Source organism: Pseudomonas fildesensis (assembly GCF_001050345.1).
GTDB classification, from domain to species: domain Bacteria; phylum Pseudomonadota; class Gammaproteobacteria; order Pseudomonadales; family Pseudomonadaceae; genus Aquipseudomonas; species Aquipseudomonas fildesensis.
In genome coordinates this window covers 217,892-234,865 of the sequence record NZ_LFMW01000004.1, presented here as the reverse complement: position 1 = coordinate 234,865, position 16,974 = coordinate 217,892, and the positions used below count along the sequence as shown (strand labels likewise).

Genomic DNA, 16,974 nt, shown 5'->3' with positions numbered 1-16,974 from the left:
GGGGAAAACCATGGCACGCGTTCTGATCGTCGACGATTCGCCGACTGAAATGTACAAACTCACCGGCATGCTGGAAAAGCACGGCCACCAGGTCCTCAAGGCCGAGAACGGTGCGGACGGCGTGGCCCTGGCCCGCCAGGAAAAGCCCGACGCGGTATTGATGGACATCGTGATGCCGGGCCTCAATGGCTTCCAGGCCACGCGCCAGCTGTCCAAGGAGCCGGAAACCAACGGTATTCCGATCATCATCATCACCACCAAAGATCAGGAAACCGACAAGATCTGGGGCGCACGCCAGGGCGCCAAGGATTACCTGACCAAGCCTGTGGACGAAGAAACTTTGATCGCCACCCTGAACAAGGTGCTGGCCGGCTGACGACACGCCATCATGACCGAGTCGCAAACCGCCTTCGAGTTGCTGCTGGACATCGACCGCCGTTGTCGCCTGTTGGCCGCCGACCTGCCGTCCCAGGAAACCCGCCTGCATCGCTGGAGCGGGATCGCTTTTCGCCTGGGGACAAACGGGTATGTGGCGCCGATGGGCGAGGTCGCCGAGGTGTTGCATGAGCCGCGCTGCACCTTGATGCCGGGAGTCAAACCCTGGGTCAAGGGCGTGGCCAACCTGCGCGGGCGCTTGCTGCCGGTGTTGGACCTGGGCGGGTTTCTCGGCCTTGAACTGTCCAGGGCGCGCAAGCAACGGCGGGTGCTGGTGGTGGAATACAACGACTTGTTTGTCGGGCTGCTGGTGGACGAGGTGGTGGGTATGCAGCATTTCGCACAAGACGCGTTGCAGGCGAACGCCATTCCCGGCGCGCCGTTTATCCAGGGCCAGTTCGACGGCGATCAGTCGTGGCAGGTCTTCAGCCCCTTCGCTCTGGCCCGGGCCCCAGGCTTCATGGATGTTGCCGCATGACCACCGTTACTACACCCAAACTCCAGGCCGGCTCGCGCAGCCGCTCACAGATCATCGTGCTGTTTATAGCGTTGATCGTGTTCATCATGCTGCTGTTCGCCAACTTCGCGTACCTCAACACCCAGTCCACCTACGACAAACAGTACATCGGCCACGCCGGTGAGCTGCGTGTGCTGTCCCAGCGCATCGCCAAGAACGCCACCGAAGCTGCCGCCGGCAAGGCCGCCGCGTTCAAGCTGCTGGGGGAGGCGCGCAATGACTTCGCCCAGCGCTGGGGCTACCTGAAAAAAGGCGACCCGCAAACCGGCCTGCCCGCCGCGCCAAGCGCCGTACGCGCCGAAATGCGCGCTGTGCAGACCGACTGGGAAGCGCTGCTGAAAAACACTGACGCCATTCTCGCCAGCGAACAGACTGTGCTGTCCCTGCATCAAGTGGCCGCGACCCTCGCCGAAACCGTGCCGCAACTGCAGATGGAATCGGAAAAAGTCGTCGACATCCTCCTGCAACGCGGCGCCCCGGCCAGCCAGGTTGCGTTGGCCCAGCGCCAGTCGTTGTTGGCCGAGCGTATCCTCGGTGCGGTCAACACCGTGCTCGCCGGCGACGAAACCGCCGTGCAGGCCGCCGATGCCTTCGGTCGCGACGCCAACCGCTTCGGCCAGGTGCTCACTGGCATGCTCCAGGGCAACCCCGGGTTGCGCATTACTCAGGTCGAAGACCCCGACGCCCGCGCGCGGCTGGCGGAAATCTCGGAGTTGTTCGAGTTTGTCTCCGGCTCCGTGGATGAAATCCTCGAGACTTCGCCGCAGCTGTTCCAGGTACGCGCGTCGGCCAGCAATATTTTCAACCTGTCGCAGACCTTGCTCGATGAGGCCTCGCAGCTGGCCACCGGCTTTGAAAACCTGGCGGATGGGCGCAGTTTCGACACCATCGGCGGTTATGTCCTGGGTTTGCTCGCGCTGGCCTCCATCATCCTGATCGGCCTGGTGATGGTCCGCGAAACCAACCGCCAATTGCATGAAACCGCCGAGAAAAACGAGCGCAACCAGAACGCGATCATGCGCCTGCTCGACGAGATCGAAGACCTGGCCGACGGCGACCTCACCGTAACGGCCTCGGTGACCGAAGACTTCACCGGCACCATCGCTGACTCGATCAACTATTCCGTCGATCAACTGCGCGACCTGGTCGCCACCATCAACCTCACCGCCGGGCAAGTGGCCGGGGCCGTGCAGGAGACCCAGGCCACCGCCATGCACCTGGCCCAAGCCTCCGAACACCAGGCCCAGCAAATCGCCGAAGCATCTACCGCGATCAACCAGATGGCTCAGTCCATCGACCAGGTCTCGGCTAACGCCGCCGAATCCTCGGCGGTGGCGGAGCGTTCGGTGGAGATCGCCAACAAGGGCAACGAGGTGGTGCACAACACCATCCACGGCATGGACAACATTCGCGAGCAGATCCAGGACACCGCCAAGCGCATCAAGCGCCTGGGCGAGTCGTCCCAGGAAATCGGCGACATCGTCAGCCTGATCGACGACATCGCCGACCAGACCAACATCCTCGCCCTCAACGCCGCGATCCAGGCGAGCATGGCCGGGGATGCCGGGCGCGGGTTTGCGGTGGTGGCCGATGAAGTGCAGCGGCTGGCCGAACGCTCGTCGGCGGCCACCCGGCAAATCGAAACCCTGGTGCGGGCGATCCAGACCGACACCAACGAAGCCGTGATTTCCATGGAGCAGACCACCACCGAAGTGGTGCGTGGCGCGCGGCTGGCGCAGGACGCGGGGGTGGCGCTGGAAGAGATCGAAGGCGTGTCGAAAACCCTGGCAGCGCTGATTCAAAGTATCTCTAACGCGGCGCAGCAACAAACGTCGTCAGCGGGGCAGATTTCCCTGACCATGAACGTGATCCAGCAAATCACCACGCAGACGTCGTCGGGCTCGACCGCCACCGCTGAAAGCATCGGCAACCTGGCAAAAATGGCCAGCCAGTTGCGCAGGTCGGTATCGGGTTTCACCCTGCCGCCGCCCAAGCAAGTCGATGATTGAAATGCGATCTAAATGTGGGAGGGAGCAAGCCCCCTCCCACAGTTGATCTCCATTGGCTTTGAGATCTCGGCAAGACAAGCAACTCATGAATTCTAAGCGGAGCAGTTATGGTTGATCGGCACGACTACGTGGCCCTCGAATGGGTCAAGGACGACATTGCCGAAACCCTGAAGCAGGCCCGTTCGGCGCTGGACACGTTTGTCGAAACCACCGACGGCGAGGCACTCGGCGAGTGCCTGGCCTGCATCCACCAGGTGCATGGCGCGCTGCAAATGGTCGAGTTCTACGGCGCAGCCTTGCTGGCCGAAGAGATCGAAGAGCTGGCCTTGGCGCTCCAGGCCGAGCGCGTCGGCCAGCGTGATGAAAGCATCCGCTTGCTGCAACAAGCGCTCAACCAACTGCCGCTGTACCTCGACCGCGTGCACAGCGCCCGCCGCGACCTGCCGCTGGTGGTGTTGCCGCTGCTCAACGACCTGCGCAGCGCGCGGGGTGAAAGCCTGCTGTCGGAAACCAGCCTGTTCAGCCCGCAACTGCTGTCGATTGCGCCGCTGCCCGATGAAGCCCTGGCCCATCGCGCAACGTCTGACCTTAAAGACCAACTGCGCCAGTGGCACCAATTGCTGCAACAGGCCCTGGCCGGGCTGCTGCGCGAAGACCACGGCCCGAGCAACCTGGAAGACATGGCGCGGGTGTTCGCGCGCCTCGAAGCGCTGTGCCAGGGCGCGCCGCTGTTGCCGTTGTGGCAAGTGACTTCGGCGCTGGTCGAGGGCATGCTCACTGGCGTTATCGCCAACAGCCCGGCGCTGCGCAGCCTGCTCAAGGCCAGCGACAAGCAACTCAAGCGCTTGCTGGCCCAGGGCATCGGCGGTATCAACCTGCCAGCGCCGGATGAACTGCTCAAGAGCCTGTTGTTCTATGTCGCCAAAGTCACCCGGCCGACGCCGCGCATGCAAAGCCTGAAGGAACGCTACGGCCTGGACGAAGCCCTGCCTGACAGCGCCGTGGTCGATGCCGAGCGCGCACGCCTGGCAGGGCCAGACCGCAACGCCATGGGCTCGGTGCTCGGCGCGTTGTGTGAAGAGTTGGTGCGGGTCAAGGAGCGCCTCGACCTGTTCGTGCGCAGCGACCGTCAGCACGCCAGCGACCTGGATGCGCTGCTGGCGCCCCTGCGACAGATCGCCGATACCCTCGCGGTGCTTGGCTTTGGCCAGCCGCGCAAAGTCATCATCGACCAGCTTGCGGTCGTGCTGAGCCTGGCCCAGGGGCAGCGCGAACCCAATGACGCCGTGCTGATGGACGTCGCCGGCGCCTTGCTCTACGTCGAAGCCACCCTGGCGGGCATGGTCGGCACGGTGGAGCCGGAAAGCCGCGAAGAGAGCCGCCTGCCCACCACCGACCTGACCCAGATTCATCAATTGGTGATTCGCGAATCCTGCCAGTGCCTCAAGCAAGCCAAGGAGCTGGTGATCGACTGCGTCGAGGCCCACTGGGACCGCCAGCGCCTGGAGTCCCTGCCGGAGCTGCTGAGCCAAGTGCGCGGCGCGCTGGCGATGATCCCGCTGCCACGGGCGGCGAGCCTGATGCGCGGTTGCACCGATTACGTCGATGAACAGTTGATGATTCATGACACCCCGCCATCCGAGGCCCAGTTGGCGTATTTTGCCGACGTGATCAGCAGCCTGGAGTACTACCTCGAACGCATGCTCCAGGACCCCGACGCCGCTGGCGAACGGGTGCTGGAACTGGCCACCCAGAGCTTGGCCGCGCTGGGTTACCTGCCGGCGGCGAAACCCTGGCGCCAGGCGCTGGTGGCACCGGACGGCGTGCTGTCCACCGAGGTCGCACCGAGCCAGTCCCAGTTCGACGCGCTGGCCAGCCCCACCTCGCGCCTTAATCCGCCCGCGCTGCAACGCCCCGGCAGTTTGCTGCCGCCGCCGCCGGGTGAAGAACCGATCGACGATGAATTACGCGAAGTCTTCCTCGAAGAAACTGACGAAGTTCTTGAAGCGTTGCACCGGTACCTGCCCAACAGTGCCGATAAAACGGCTCAGGGCGAAATGCGCCGCGCCTTTCACACCTTGAAAGGCAGTGGCCGAATGGTGCGCGCCCTGGTACTGGCGGAGCTTGCGTGGGCGCTGGAAAACCTGCTCAACCGCGTGCTGGAACGCAGCGTGGCCCCAGGCCTCGACGTGCAACAGGTGCTGGATGAGGCGGTGGCCCTGCTGCCGGAATTGATTGCCGACTTCGCCACTGACGACCAACGCCAACGCGATGAAGTCGACGCCCTGGCTGCGCGCGCCCATGCGCTGGCCAGCGGTGCCGACATGCCTGCCGTCGAACCCCATGACCCGATGTTGCTGGAGATCTTCCGCAACGAAGCCCAGAGCCACCTCGACAGCCTCAACCACTTCCTGCAGCAGGCCGCTGAACACATGCCGCTGCAAGTCAGCGATGAATTGCAGCGCGCCCTGCACACCCTCAAGGGCAGCGCCTACATGGCCGGCGTGTTACCCATCGCCGAACTGGCGCGTCCGCTCGATCACCTGACCCGCGAATACAAGGCCCACCGCCTGCCGCTGGACCTGGACGAAGTGGAGTTGCTGCTGGATGCCGAAGGCCTGTTTCAGCGCGGGCTGCGCCAGCTGGAGAACGATCCCCTGGTGCCGATCAAGGGCGCGGCGGACCTGATCGGCCGTACGCAAAGCCTGCTCGATCACCAGCTTGAAGCCCTGCTCGACGCGCCGAACACTGGCCTGCGTATCAAGCGTGATCCGCAGTTGATCACCAACTTCCTCGCCCAGGGCATGGACATCCTGCTCGACGCCGAAAGCCTGCTGCGCCGTTGGCAGCAACACCCCGGCGAACGCCAGGAACTGACTGCACTGCTGGACGAATTGACCACGCTGGGGGAGGGCGCACACATCGCCGACCTGCACCCTATCGACGAACTTTGCGAGGCCTTGCTCGACCTGTACGGCGCTGTGGAAGAGAGCAGCCTGGCGGTCAGCGAGCGGTTTTTCCATGAGGCCGAACAGGCCCATGAAGCGCTGATCAGCATGCTCGACCAACTGGCGGCCGGCCAGGAAATCAGCCTAGCGCCGGCACGGGTGCACGCCCTGCGCGAGCTGCTGGATGATGCCCTCGACCCGTCTGCCACCGGCCTGATCAAAAGTGACGGCAGCCGCGCCCTGAGCATCTCCGAACTGGGCGCCGCCACTGCCCGGCTGGATCAGGACACGGCGATGGACGACGAGATCGTCGAGATCTTCCTGGAAGAAGCCGTGGATATCCTCGACAGCGCCGGTCAGGCCCTCAAGCGCTGGTTGCTGGAACCCGACAGCGTGGCACCGTTGTCCTCGTTGCAACGGGATTTGCACACTCTCAAGGGCGGCGCGCGCATGGCCGAAATCGGCCCTGTGGGCGACTTGGCCCACGAACTGGAATGCCTTTACGAAGGCTTGGTGGACCGACGCATCAGCTACTCCGCTGCGCTGTCCCAAGTGCTGATGGCCAGTCACGAGCGGCTGGCCTTGCAGCTCGAGGAGCTGCAACACCACCAAACCCTGAGCGACTCCCATGACGTGATCGCCCAACTGCGCGAGCTACGTCAGGGCAGCGCGCCAGCGGCACCGGCTGCTGCCCCGCAAGCGTCGAGCGCCGATCCCGAGCTGCTGGAGATCTTCCTCGAAGAAGCCGCCGATATTCTCGACAGCTCAGGCAGCGCGTTGCTGCGCTGGCAGGCCGAGCCCGGCAATCGCCAGGAAGTGGAAACCCTGCTGCGCGACCTGCACACCCTCAAGGGCGGCGCGCGCATGGTCGAGATCGGGCCAATTGGCGACCTGGCCCATGAGCTGGAGTTTCTCTACGAGGGACTGTCCGCAGGTTTGCTGGCGCCTTCCGTCGAACTGTTCGCCTTGCTGCAAGGCTGTCATGACCGCCTGGCGCAGATGATCGATGCCGTGGCCGACGGCCTGCCGGTGGGCTCGGTGGAGAAGCTGATCGAGCGGATCAAAAGCCTGGTGCACCCGAGCAATGAGCCGGTGGTACCCGTGGCGTTGCCAGCGGGCAAGACCGAAGCAGCGGTTGATCCTGCCGCCGACATGGTGAAAATTTCCGCCGATTTGCTCGACGACCTGGTCAACCTGGCTGGGGAAACTTCGATCTTCCGTGGCCGTATCGAGCAGCAAGTCAACGACGCACGCATTGCTCTCCACGAGATGGAAACCACGATCGAGCGTATGCGCGACCAACTGCGCCGCCTCGACACCGAAACCCAGGGCCGCATCCTCAGCCGTCAGCAGGCCGAGGCCGAACGCCTGGGCTATGAAGAATTCGACCCGCTGGAAATGGACCGTCATTCGCAGTTGCAGCAGCTGTCTCGCGCCTTGTCGGAGTCCGCCTCCGACCTGCTCGACCTCAAGGATACCCTCGAACGCCGCAACCAGGATGCGCACGACCTGTTGCAGCAACAGGCACGCATCAATACCGAGTTGCAGGAAGGCCTGATGCGCACGCGCATGGTGCCGTTTGAACGCATGCTGCCGCGCCTGAAGCGTATCGTGCGCCAAGTGGCGGGCGAGTTGGGCAAGGACGTGGAATTCATCGTCGGCAATGCCGAAGGCGAGATGGACCGCAACGTGCTGGAACGCATGGCGGCGCCACTGGAACACATGTTGCGCAACGCCGTCGATCATGGCCTGGAATCCCGTGAGGCGCGGTTGCTGGCCGGCAAGCCTTCGATAGGCCGGATCACGTTGGACTTGACCCACGAAGGCGGCGATATCGTCTTCGACATGCGCGACGACGGCGCCGGTGTGCCCCTGGAAGCGGTGCGGCGCAAGGCGATCAAGCGTGGCCTGCTCGGCCCCAATCAAGAGATCAGCGACCGCGACGTGTTGCAGTTCATCCTGCAACCGGGCTTTTCCACCGCTGAAAAAATCACGCAGATTTCCGGGCGCGGCGTGGGCATGGACGTGGTGCATGAAGAAGTGCGCCAGCTCGGCGGCTCGATGTTCATCGATTCGACGCCGGGCGTGGGCGTGCACTTTCGCATTCGTTTGCCGTTCACCGTGTCGGTCAACCGGGCGCTGATGGTGCAATGCGCGGACGACCAATACGCGATCCCACTCAACACCATCGAAGGCCTGGTGCGCGTGCTGCCCCATGAGCTGGCGGGGCACTATCTGCAGGACCCGCCGCGTTATGAGTACGCCGGCCAGCGCTACGAACTGTTCTACCTCGGCGACCTGTTGCATACCGTCGGCCGTCCGAAACTGCTCGGCCAGTACCAACCGGTGCCGGTGCTGCTGGTGCAATGCAATGAGCGACGCGTGGCGGTGCACGTGGATGCCATGGCCGGTACGCGGGAGATCGTGGTCAAAGGCCTGGGCCCTCAATTTTCCGGGGTTCAGGGGTTGTCCGGCGCGACCATTCTGGGGGATGGCCGTGTGGTGCTGATCATCGATCTGCTCGCGCATATCCGTGCGCGGCAACCGGCGTCGCCGGACCAGTTGGCCGACGCACCGCTGATCCTCAACGACCCCCTGAAAAAGCGCCCGCTGCTGGTGCTGGTGGTGGACGATTCGGTCACCGTGCGCAAAGTCACCAGCCGCCTGCTGGAGCGCAACGGCATGAACGTGCTCACCGCCAAAGACGGCATCGACGCCATCGCCCTGCTCGAAGAACACACCCCTGACCTGATGTTGCTCGACATCGAAATGCCGCGCATGGACGGCTTCGAAGTCGCCATCCAGGTGCGCAACGACCCACGCCTTATGCGCATGCCGATCATCATGATCACCTCCCGAACCGGCCAGAAACATCGCGACCGTGCCATGGCCATTGGCGTCAACGACTACCTCGGCAAGCCGTATCAAGAGTCGGTGCTGCTCGAAAGCATTGCCTATTGGAGCAAGTCCCATGCTTGACCACCGCACCAGCCAACTCACCGGCCTGTTGTTGCCCCTGGCCGACCGCCACCTGGTGCTGCCCAACGTTGCTATCGCGGAGTTGATCGACTTCCAGCGCGGCGAACCGGCCAGCGATGCGCCGCCGTGGTATCTGCGGCAGGTAACGTGGCGGGATCAGCAAGTGCCGCTGATCAGCTTCGAAGCAGCCTGCGGTGAGGCCAGCGTGACCGGCGAACGCTCGCGGATCGTGGTGTTGAACACGCTCGGTGGAAGGCCGACGCTGAAGTTTATAGCGATGGTGATCCAGGGAATTCCCCGCTCGTACAAGCTCGACAGCCAGTTGAGTTATGTGGACGTGCCGCTGTGCCCGTTGGAGCTGGCGGCAGTGCAGGTGGGGGAGCAGGTGGCGAAGGTGCCGGATTTGATGGGGCTTGAAGCCCTGTTGGTAGAGTCCGGCTTCGCCTGATCACTATGGCTGACACACCGCCTATTGTGGCAAACAGGCTTGTTGTGGCGAGCGGGCTTGCCCCGCGTTGGGCTGCGAAGCGGCCCCAAAATCTGCCAACTCGGTATACCTGATACTCCGCATTCATCTTACTGGGGCTGCTGTGCAGCCCAACGCGGGGCAAGCCCGCTCGCCACAGAAGGCGTGTCTGTCATGAGAGTGATGGGCTGCCTTCGGATTTTTCCTGCAAGATTTTGGGCCGTGCATGAACTTCAGAGAGGATGCAGCACCAGAAAATCAGCAATCAGCATTCCTGCCAGGTACACCATCAAAATCGCCACACTCGCGTCCAATAAACGCCAGACCTTTGCCGAAAGAAACAGCCCCGTCAGCCGTTGACATCCCAACGCCAAAACCACAAACCACACCAGCGACGCGGTCATCGCTCCGCTGGCAAAGGACGCTTGTTGGCTGACGGGCTTTGCCGCACCAATAGAGCCAATCAGCACCACGGTATCAAGCCAGGCATATGGGTTGGCAAATCCAAGTATCACCGCCGTGCGTATCAAGCCCCGTTGTGAGGTGAGGTTGCTTTGAGTATCTGGCATCGACTGGTTACGCATGCAAGCCAATAACCGCTGCCAACCGAACCACAACAGTTTGAGCACACTAATGTCGGAATCGGATGAGTGTGCTGTAGGCGAGTTCTGCATTTTGATTAAGCGGGTATTCAGGCCTGAGTGGAGTGGCTAGTTTCTGCGCTCCTCACTGCCAGCAAGGACTCGCAAATGGCCGTACCGTTAATGCCGCCTGGTGTTTCAATTCTTGAAAACATGGCGATATCCAGATGCAAACGCATTCATCTCAGGCCCGGCTCGGCATTCGCTTATTCCTGGTTTTATTCCCAGGTCCGTGCGGCCGGTCCTTGGAACTACAAGAAGCGGGGGCGTCAGTACGAGGCTTTTGGTAACTTCAATTACGGTGCAACGGGCACCGTGCTAGGGATTCCAGAGCATGCGCTGTTGAGGGCAGCAGGTGTTGCTCAAACCATCGCAAAAACCACACTTCCGGATTTTGGAACATGGTGGGGAGGTGATCCTTTTGGCGATGACCCGCGAGGTCAATATTGGATAAGGAGAGGTATTGAGTATGCGATTTCTCAAGGCCATTAAGGGACTCATACCGGTTCTGTGTAATTGCCTACTAGTGGTCTGCCTGGTTTATATCGGTGGCAGTTGGATTATGTCGTCGGGAACACCGGATTTGGATGAAGTGGTGTTGAAGCACTCCTTGGGCAACGGCACCTCGATCTATGGTGCGCGGGACGGCCAGGGTGGTGCGACGGTGGGGTTTTCCTACAGGTACTACGTTCATAAGGACTTGGGGAGTGATCAGGAAATACTATCGGCATTGGTATCGGCACATCCCTTTTTGAAAACCAAAGAGCCTTTTGTTCAGGTGAGTAAGCATGAGGGTGTTCTTGTTTTGGATATTCAGGGAGAGGTGTATGAGTATCACAGCTATGCCCTCGAGGGCTTTGGTGCGGTCAAGGTACAGATGGCGTTGTGATGGGCCATCCTCCCTAAGCGCACTCACCTGCAATCTGGCCTTCGACCTGGATACCGCCCCTCCCACACTCTGATCTTCATTACTCCAACCGTAACGATCCACCGCCGAGCTTGATTGATACCCCCCTGTTTCACTCCTAAGGTACAGCCCACGACACCAATCCCGTGGAGCGACCATGACAATAACAATCACCCCCGACTCGCGCTGGACGCGGCGGCGCGACGAGAAGCAGCGGCGCCTCGGGCGGGTCTTGCACTATGCAGACGGGGCTGTGCTGCCCAGCGACAAAATCGTCGAGGCCCTCGAAGCCCTGATCCTCCCCGGTGACCGCGTGGTGCTTGAGGGTAACAACCAGAAGCAGGCCGACTTCCTGTCGCGCTCCCTGGCGAAGGCCGACCCGGCCAAGCTCCACGATTTGCACATGATCATGCCCAGCGTCGGCCGTTCCGAGCACCTGGACCTGTTTGAAAAGGGCATCGCCCGCAAGTTGGACTTTTCCTTCGCCGGCACCCAATCCCTGCGCATCAGCCAATTGCTCGAAGACGGCCTGCTGGAAATCGGCGCGATCCATACGTACATCGAACTCTACGCGCGGCTGGTGGTGGACCTGATCCCCAACGTGGTGCTCTCCGCCGGTTTCATGGCCGACCGCGCCGGCAATATCTACACCGGCGCCAGCACCGAAGACACCCCGGCACTGATCGAGCCCGCCGCGTTCAGCGATGGCATCGTGATCGTGCAGGTTAACCAGTTGGTGGACGACGTCACCGATTTGCCCCGCGTCGATATCCCCGCCAGCTGGGTGGATTTTGTGGTGGTGGCCGACAAGCCGTTCTACATCGAACCGCTGTTCACTCGTGACCCGCGACACATCAAGCCGGTGCATGTGCTGATGGCGATGATGGCGATCCGTGGCATCTACGAAAAACACAACGTGCAGTCTCTGAACCACGGCATCGGCTTCAACACCGCCGCCATCGAGTTGATCCTCCCCACCTACGGCGAATCCCTCGGCCTCAAAGGCAAGATCTGCCGCAACTGGACCCTCAACCCGCACCCCACGCTGATTCCCGCCATCGAAAGCGGCTGGGTCGAAAGTGTGCATTGCTTCGGCACTGAACTGGGCATGGAAAACTACATCGCCGCACGTCCGGATGTGTTCTTCACCGGCCGCGACGGCTCCATGCGCTCCAACCGGATGTTCTGCCAACTGGCCGGCCAATACGCGGTGGACCTGTTTATCGGCGCGACGCTGCAAGTGGATGGCGACGGGCATTCTTCTACCGTGACCCGTGGCCGCCTCGCTGGTTTTGGCGGCGCGCCGAACATGGGCCACGACCCGCGCGGGCGTCGTCATAGCACTCCCGCGTGGCTCGACATGCGCCATGACGATGCGCCGCAAGCCTTGCTCGAACGCGGTAAAAAGCTCGTCGTGCAGATGGTCGAAACCTTCCAGGAAGGCGGCAAGCCCACCTTCGTCAACACGCTGGATGCGGTGGAAGTGGCGCGCAAAAGCGGCATGCCCTTGGCGCCGATCATGATCTACGGCGACGACGTCACCCACCTGCTCACCGAAGAAGGTATCGCTTACCTGTACAAGGCACGCTCCCTGGAAGAGCGCCAGGCGATGATCGCCGCCGTCGCCGGGGTGACCGCCATCGGCATGCGCCACAACCCCAAGGACACCGCACGCATGCGCCGCGAAGGCCTGATCGCCTTGCCCGAAGACCTCGGCATTCGCCGCACCGACGCCACCCGCGAGTTGTTGGCCGCCAAGAGTGTGGCCGACCTGGTGGAGTGGTCCGGTGGCTTGTACAGCCCGCCCGCCAAATTCAGGAGCTGGTAAATGCGCGCCCTTAAACTGCATGAACTCACCCTGGCCGATCGCCTGGCGGATATCGCCGTGGATGCGCTGATCGATGAAGCGGACCTGTCTCCTAAACCGGCCTTGGTGGACCGTCGCGGTAACGGCGCCCACAGCGATTTGCACGTGGGCCTGATGCACGCGTCGGCATTGTCGTTGTGGCCGATGTTCAAGGAAATGGCTGAAGCCGCGATTGAATGCGGCGAAGTCGGCTTGCCCCTGCGCGAAGCCCTCGGGCGTATCGGTCGCGAAGGCGAGCAGGCGATGCTCAGCACCACCCACGGCGTGAACACCCATCGCGGTGCGATCTGGGCCCTCGGTTTGCTGACCGCCGCAGCGGCTCTGGAACCACAATCCACCCGCGCCAGCGCACTCACCTTGCGTGCCGCCAAGCTGGCCCTGCTCAACGACCGCTATGCCCCGCAACCCCTGAGCCACGGTGCACAAGTCGCCCAACGCTACGGCGCACGCGGCGCCCGTGAAGAAGCGCAACTCGGCTTCCCATCCGTGCTGCAACGCGGCCTTCCACAACTGCACAAAAGCCGCCAGCAAAATGCCGGTGAACAGAATGCGCGCCTGGATGCCTTGCTCGCGATCATGACGGACCTGGCCGACACCTGCGTGCTCTACCGCGCGGGCACTGAGGGCCTGCACGCCATGCAACACGGTGCCCAAGCCGTGCTGGATGCCGGCGGCAGCGCAACCCTCGCCGGTCGTCGCCAGTTGCACGAACTCGACCACCAACTGCTGGCCCTGAATGCCTCCCCCGGCGGTGCCGCCGACTTGTTGGCCGCCTGCCTGTTTATCGACCGCCTCGACGGAGCGTTGTGATGGAAACCTTATCCTTTGAATTTCCCGCCGGGCAGCCGCCCAAAGGCCGTGCGCTGGTGGGTTGCGTCGGTTCGGGCGACCTGGAAGTGCTGCTGGAACCGGGCACGGCGGGCGTGCTGACCATCCAGGTGCAGACCTCGGTGAATGGCGCCGAACAACGCTGGCAGCACCTGTTCGAGCGCATCTTCCAGGAGCAGACGCCTCCGGCCTTGAACATTGATATTCACGACTTCGGCGCCACCCCAGGCGTGGTGCGTTTGCGCCTGGAGCAGGGTTTCGAGGAGATCGGCCATGACTGACTTGCTCAGCAAACACAGCTTCGTTGAACTGGGCGCTCGGCAGCGAGCCAAGGCCTTGTTGGACAGCGGTACTTATCGAGAACTGATCGACCCGTTCCAGCGTGTCATGTCGCCCTGGCTCAGCCGTCAGGGCGTGGTGCCCCAGGCCGACGACGGTGTGGTAATCGCCAAAGGCAGCATCGCCGGTTTGCCGGTGCTGATCGCCGCTATCGAAGGCAACTTTCAGGGCGGCAGCCTCGGTGAAGTCGGCGGTGCGAAAATCGCCGGGGCACTGGAACTGGCGGCCGAAGACAACCGCAAGGGCATCCCGACCCGTGCCGTGCTGCTGTTGGAAACCGGCGGCGTGCGCTTGCAGGAAGCCAACCTGGGCCTGGCCGCGATTGCCGATATCCACGCGGCGATTGTCGACTTGCGCCAATACCAGCCGGTGATCGGCGTAGTCGCGGGCAGTGTCGGTTGTTTTGGCGGCATGTCCATCGCTGCCGGGCTGTGCAGCTACCTCGTCGTCACCCGCGAGGCGCGGCTGGGCCTGAATGGCCCGCAAGTGATCGAGCAGGAAGCGGGCCTGGAAGAATACGACTCCCGCGACCGCCCGTTTATCTGGAGCCTCACCGGCGGCGAGCAGCGCTTCAACAGCGGCCTCGCTGACCGTTATGTGGCGGACGATGTGGCGCTGATCCAGCAGACCGTCAGCGCGCTGTTGCAGCAAGGCCTGCCCGCACAACAACGCAGCCGCCAGGCCGATGTCTACCTGGCGCGCCTGGCTGAACTGGACACCGCACCGCAAATCGACCCGGCGACGGTTCGCGACCTGTATCAGGGAGAACGCTCATGAGAGGCTTGCAGTGGTTCAACGCATTGAGCGCCGGCGCCACGCCTGTGGCCGGTTTGCCGGACTCGCTGAGAGTTGCCGATGGCGTATTGGGTGAACAGGCAGTGCGCTTTATTGCCGTGGTCGCCGATGCGCAAAATCGCTTCCCTCGCGCTCGTAATGGCGAAGTCGGCTTGCTCGAAGGCTGGGGCCTGGCCAAGGCCGTGGATGAAGCCATCGCGACGGGCGACAAACGCCCGCTGATCGCCATCGTCGATGTCCCCAGCCAAGCCTACGGCCGCCGCGAAGAAGCCCTCGGTATCCACCAGGCCTTGGTCGCCGCCGCCGACAGCTACGCCCGCGCCCGCCTGGCCGGGCATCCGGTGATCGCGCTACTGGTGGGTAAGGCCATGTCCGGCGCGTTTCTCGCCCATGGCTACCAGGCCAACCGGCTGATAGCCCTGCGTGATCCCGGCGTGATGGTGCATGCCATGGGCAAAGCCTCGGCGGCGCGGGTGACCCTGCGCAGCGTCGAAGAGCTCGAAGCCCTGGCCGCCAGCGTACCGCCGATGGCCTATGACATCGACAGCTATGCCAGCCTGGGTTTGCTCTGGGAGACTTTATCGGTCAGCCAAATTGAACAGCCGACGGCGGACGACGTGGCACGTGTCAGCGATTGTCTGGTGAATGCGATCAAGGGTATCGATGGCAGTGATTTGAGCGGTCGCCTGGGGGCGACCCATCGCGCCGCGTCCAGCCATGTACGCCAACTGCTGCGGGAGCAATGGTGAACGCCCACGACTTGCTCTGGGGCATGACCCCGGCGCATCTGCCCGCCGACGCACCGGCCTGGGTGCTGGAGGCCATTGGTGCCGGCCATCCGGTGGTGGTGCGTCGCGCCATCGCCGAGCCGGGCCATGTTGCGGTGGGCGTGCGCGGGCGTTTGCGTGAACAGCGGTTTGCCGCCCAGATGCCTCTGCCAGCGGTGCAACGGCGTGTGGCGCCGGAAGCCTTGCGCGGCGTGATCTCGCCACGGGATTTACCGGCGTTGCGCACACTCGACCAATTGCGGGCGGTACTGGCACAGGAGAGCTGGGGCGTCACGGGCAGTGCGGGTTTCGAGTTGGCCACGGGCATCGAGGCGCTGCATGCCCAGAGCGATCTGGATTTGATTCTGCGCACGCCCCTGCGACTTGAGCGCGGCGATGCGCAGGATCTGCTGGCGATCCTGGACACGGCGGAGTGCGCCGTGGACCTGCAACTGCAGACCCCGTTTGGTGCCGTCGCGTTGCGCGAATGGGCCAACGGCTCACGCCGGGTACTGCTGAAAACCGTCAGCGGTGCGCATCTGGTCGTTGATCCCTGGCAGGCCGTGGCATGAGCAGCCTCCTGGTATTTCCGGGGCAGGGCGCCCAGCGTCCTGGCATGCTCCAGGCGCTGCCTGCCGACGTCCTGGAAGAAGCCAGTGATGCCTTGGGCGAAGACGTACGCCTGCTCGATTCAGCCCAAGCTTTGGCTAGTACACGTGCCGTGCAGTTGTGCCTGCTGATCACCGGCGTGGCCCACGCCCGCCTGCTGCAACACACACCGGATTATGTCGCGGGCCTGTCTATCGGCGCCTACCCGGCAGCCGTCATCGCGGGTGCTTTGGCGTTTGCTGATGCGTTGAAGCTGGTCAGCTTGCGCGGCGAACTGATGCAGCAGGCTTATCCACAGGGCTACGGCATGACCGCCCTGATCGGCCCTGAGTTATCCACCGTCGAACGCCTGCTGGAAGATATCCACAGCTCGCAAACGCCGGTGTACCTGGCCAACATCAACGCCGATAACCAGACCGTTATTGCCGGCAGCAACGAGGCGATGCGACTTGTCGCGGAACGCATCAAAGGCAACGGCGTCGCCAAGCGCCTGGCCGTCAGCGTACCGTCCCATTGCGCGTTGTTGGAGCAACCTGCCGAGGCACTGGCGCAGGCGTTCGTCACGCTCAAACCGCCGCGCATCACCTACCTGAGCAGCACCCGCGCACGGCCGATCCACAACCCTGAGCAACTGCGCGACGACCTCGCCTTCAACATGTGCCGCGTCGTCGACTGGCGCGGTACGGTACAAAGCGCCTATGAGCGCGGCGTGCGCCTGCAAATCGAACTGCCCCCGGGCAGCACGCTCACCGGCCTGTCGCGCCGGGTCTTCGAACAAGGCACGGTGATCGCCTGCGAAGGCGCGCGCCTGGACACCCTGCAGGCCTTGCTGGAAGAGGAGGGCCGCCGCCACCGATAAAGCACCAC

General features: G+C 63.1%; 15 protein-coding genes. 14 read left to right on the top strand and 1 reads right to left on the bottom strand.

What is annotated here, in order from left to right; genetic code table 11:
* Positions 1-10 precede the first annotated feature (10 nt).
* The 5 genes from pilH to ACR52_RS07445 all read left to right on the top strand — a co-directional run bounded on the left by pilH (position 11) and on the right by ACR52_RS07445 (position 9,336).
* Complete coding sequence (gene pilH / locus ACR52_RS07465) at positions 11-376, top strand: twitching motility response regulator PilH (protein ID WP_014720320.1); 366 nt, start codon at positions 11-13, stop codon at positions 374-376.
* A gap of 12 nt (positions 377-388) precedes the next feature.
* Positions 389-913: a chemotaxis protein CheW gene (locus ACR52_RS07460; protein ID WP_048722507.1), complete on the top strand. Its 525-nt coding sequence runs from the start codon at positions 389-391 to the stop codon at positions 911-913.
* Positions 910-2,961 carry a methyl-accepting chemotaxis protein gene (locus ACR52_RS07455; protein WP_048722504.1) on the top strand — a complete coding sequence of 684 codons (2,052 nt, stop codon included), beginning with the start codon at positions 910-912 and terminating at the stop codon, positions 2,959-2,961. Before ACR52_RS07460 ends, ACR52_RS07455 begins: the two co-directional genes overlap by 4 nt.
* Positions 2,962-3,068: 107 nt before the next feature.
* The gene (locus ACR52_RS07450) at positions 3,069-8,888 is read left to right on the top strand and encodes an Hpt domain-containing protein (protein WP_048722501.1); all 5,820 of its coding nucleotides are present in this window, start codon (positions 3,069-3,071) and stop codon (positions 8,886-8,888) included.
* Positions 8,881-9,336, top strand: coding sequence for a chemotaxis protein CheW (locus ACR52_RS07445; protein ID WP_048722499.1), 456 nt, complete (start codon positions 8,881-8,883; stop codon positions 9,334-9,336). Before ACR52_RS07450 ends, ACR52_RS07445 begins: the two co-directional genes overlap by 8 nt.
* A 251-nt stretch (positions 9,337-9,587) precedes the next feature.
* Here the strand turns inward: ACR52_RS07445 and ACR52_RS07440 are convergent, their stop codons facing one another.
* Positions 9,588-9,983, bottom strand: a complete 396-nt coding sequence (locus ACR52_RS07440) for a LysE/ArgO family amino acid transporter (RefSeq protein WP_236692121.1) — start codon at positions 9,981-9,983, stop codon at positions 9,588-9,590.
* A gap of 120 nt (positions 9,984-10,103) precedes the next feature.
* Here ACR52_RS07440 and ACR52_RS29225 point away from each other — a divergent pair, with 120 nt between their 5' ends.
* The 9 genes from ACR52_RS29225 to mdcH all read left to right on the top strand — a co-directional run bounded on the left by ACR52_RS29225 (position 10,104) and on the right by mdcH (position 16,966).
* On the top strand, positions 10,104-10,487 hold the full coding sequence (locus ACR52_RS29225) for a polymorphic toxin type 44 domain-containing protein (protein ID WP_082143112.1): 384 nt from the start codon (positions 10,104-10,106) through the stop codon (positions 10,485-10,487).
* Positions 10,465-10,884, top strand: a complete 420-nt coding sequence (locus tag ACR52_RS07435; protein WP_048722496.1) for a hypothetical protein — start codon at positions 10,465-10,467, stop codon at positions 10,882-10,884. The genes ACR52_RS29225 and ACR52_RS07435 overlap by 23 nt, the downstream gene beginning before the upstream one ends.
* A gap of 175 nt (positions 10,885-11,059) precedes the next feature.
* A complete protein-coding gene (mdcA, locus tag ACR52_RS07430; protein ID WP_048722493.1) occupies positions 11,060-12,730 on the top strand; it encodes a malonate decarboxylase subunit alpha in 1,671 nt (556 codons plus the stop codon).
* Positions 12,731-13,579 (top strand): triphosphoribosyl-dephospho-CoA synthase, encoded by an 849-nt coding sequence (locus ACR52_RS07425; RefSeq protein ID WP_048722492.1) that lies wholly within the window; start codon positions 12,731-12,733, stop codon positions 13,577-13,579.
* A complete protein-coding gene (locus ACR52_RS07420; RefSeq protein ID WP_048722488.1) occupies positions 13,579-13,878 on the top strand; it encodes a malonate decarboxylase subunit delta in 300 nt (99 codons plus the stop codon). The genes ACR52_RS07425 and ACR52_RS07420 overlap by 1 nt, the downstream gene beginning before the upstream one ends.
* On the top strand, positions 13,871-14,713 hold the full coding sequence (locus tag ACR52_RS07415) for a biotin-independent malonate decarboxylase subunit beta (protein WP_048722485.1): 843 nt from the start codon (positions 13,871-13,873) through the stop codon (positions 14,711-14,713). The genes ACR52_RS07420 and ACR52_RS07415 overlap by 8 nt, the downstream gene beginning before the upstream one ends.
* Positions 14,710-15,480, top strand: coding sequence for a biotin-independent malonate decarboxylase subunit gamma (gene mdcE / locus ACR52_RS07410; protein ID WP_048722482.1), 771 nt, complete (start codon positions 14,710-14,712; stop codon positions 15,478-15,480). Before ACR52_RS07415 ends, mdcE begins: the two co-directional genes overlap by 4 nt.
* On the top strand, positions 15,474-16,070 hold the full coding sequence (locus ACR52_RS07405) for a malonate decarboxylase holo-ACP synthase (RefSeq protein WP_048722480.1): 597 nt from the start codon (positions 15,474-15,476) through the stop codon (positions 16,068-16,070). Before mdcE ends, ACR52_RS07405 begins: the two co-directional genes overlap by 7 nt.
* Positions 16,067-16,966, top strand: a complete 900-nt coding sequence (mdcH, locus tag ACR52_RS07400; RefSeq protein ID WP_048722478.1) for a malonate decarboxylase subunit epsilon — start codon at positions 16,067-16,069, stop codon at positions 16,964-16,966. The genes ACR52_RS07405 and mdcH overlap by 4 nt, the downstream gene beginning before the upstream one ends.
* Positions 16,967-16,974 lie beyond the last annotated feature (8 nt).

Bases quoted from the DNA above. Each gene is read 5' to 3' on its own strand.
- pilH (WP_014720320.1), top strand. From the start codon at position 11: ATGGCACGCGTTCTGATCGTCGACGATTCGCCGACTGAAATGTACAAA.
- ACR52_RS07460 (WP_048722507.1), top strand. From the start codon at position 389: ATGACCGAGTCGCAAACCGCCTTCGAGTTGCTGCTGGACATCGACCGC.
- ACR52_RS07455 (WP_048722504.1), top strand. From the start codon at position 910: ATGACCACCGTTACTACACCCAAACTCCAGGCCGGCTCGCGCAGCCGC.
- ACR52_RS07450 (WP_048722501.1), top strand. From the start codon at position 3,069: ATGGTTGATCGGCACGACTACGTGGCCCTCGAATGGGTCAAGGACGAC.
- ACR52_RS07445 (WP_048722499.1), top strand. From the start codon at position 8,881: ATGCTTGACCACCGCACCAGCCAACTCACCGGCCTGTTGTTGCCCCTG.
- ACR52_RS29225 (WP_082143112.1), top strand. From the start codon at position 10,104: ATGGCCGTACCGTTAATGCCGCCTGGTGTTTCAATTCTTGAAAACATG.
- ACR52_RS07435 (WP_048722496.1), top strand. From the start codon at position 10,465: ATGCGATTTCTCAAGGCCATTAAGGGACTCATACCGGTTCTGTGTAAT.
- mdcA (WP_048722493.1), top strand. From the start codon at position 11,060: ATGACAATAACAATCACCCCCGACTCGCGCTGGACGCGGCGGCGCGAC.
- ACR52_RS07425 (WP_048722492.1), top strand. From the start codon at position 12,731: ATGCGCGCCCTTAAACTGCATGAACTCACCCTGGCCGATCGCCTGGCG.
- ACR52_RS07420 (WP_048722488.1), top strand. From the start codon at position 13,579: ATGGAAACCTTATCCTTTGAATTTCCCGCCGGGCAGCCGCCCAAAGGC.
- ACR52_RS07415 (WP_048722485.1), top strand. From the start codon at position 13,871: ATGACTGACTTGCTCAGCAAACACAGCTTCGTTGAACTGGGCGCTCGG.
- mdcE (WP_048722482.1), top strand. From the start codon at position 14,710: ATGAGAGGCTTGCAGTGGTTCAACGCATTGAGCGCCGGCGCCACGCCT.
- ACR52_RS07405 (WP_048722480.1), top strand. From the start codon at position 15,474: ATGGTGAACGCCCACGACTTGCTCTGGGGCATGACCCCGGCGCATCTG.
- mdcH (WP_048722478.1), top strand. From the start codon at position 16,067: ATGAGCAGCCTCCTGGTATTTCCGGGGCAGGGCGCCCAGCGTCCTGGC.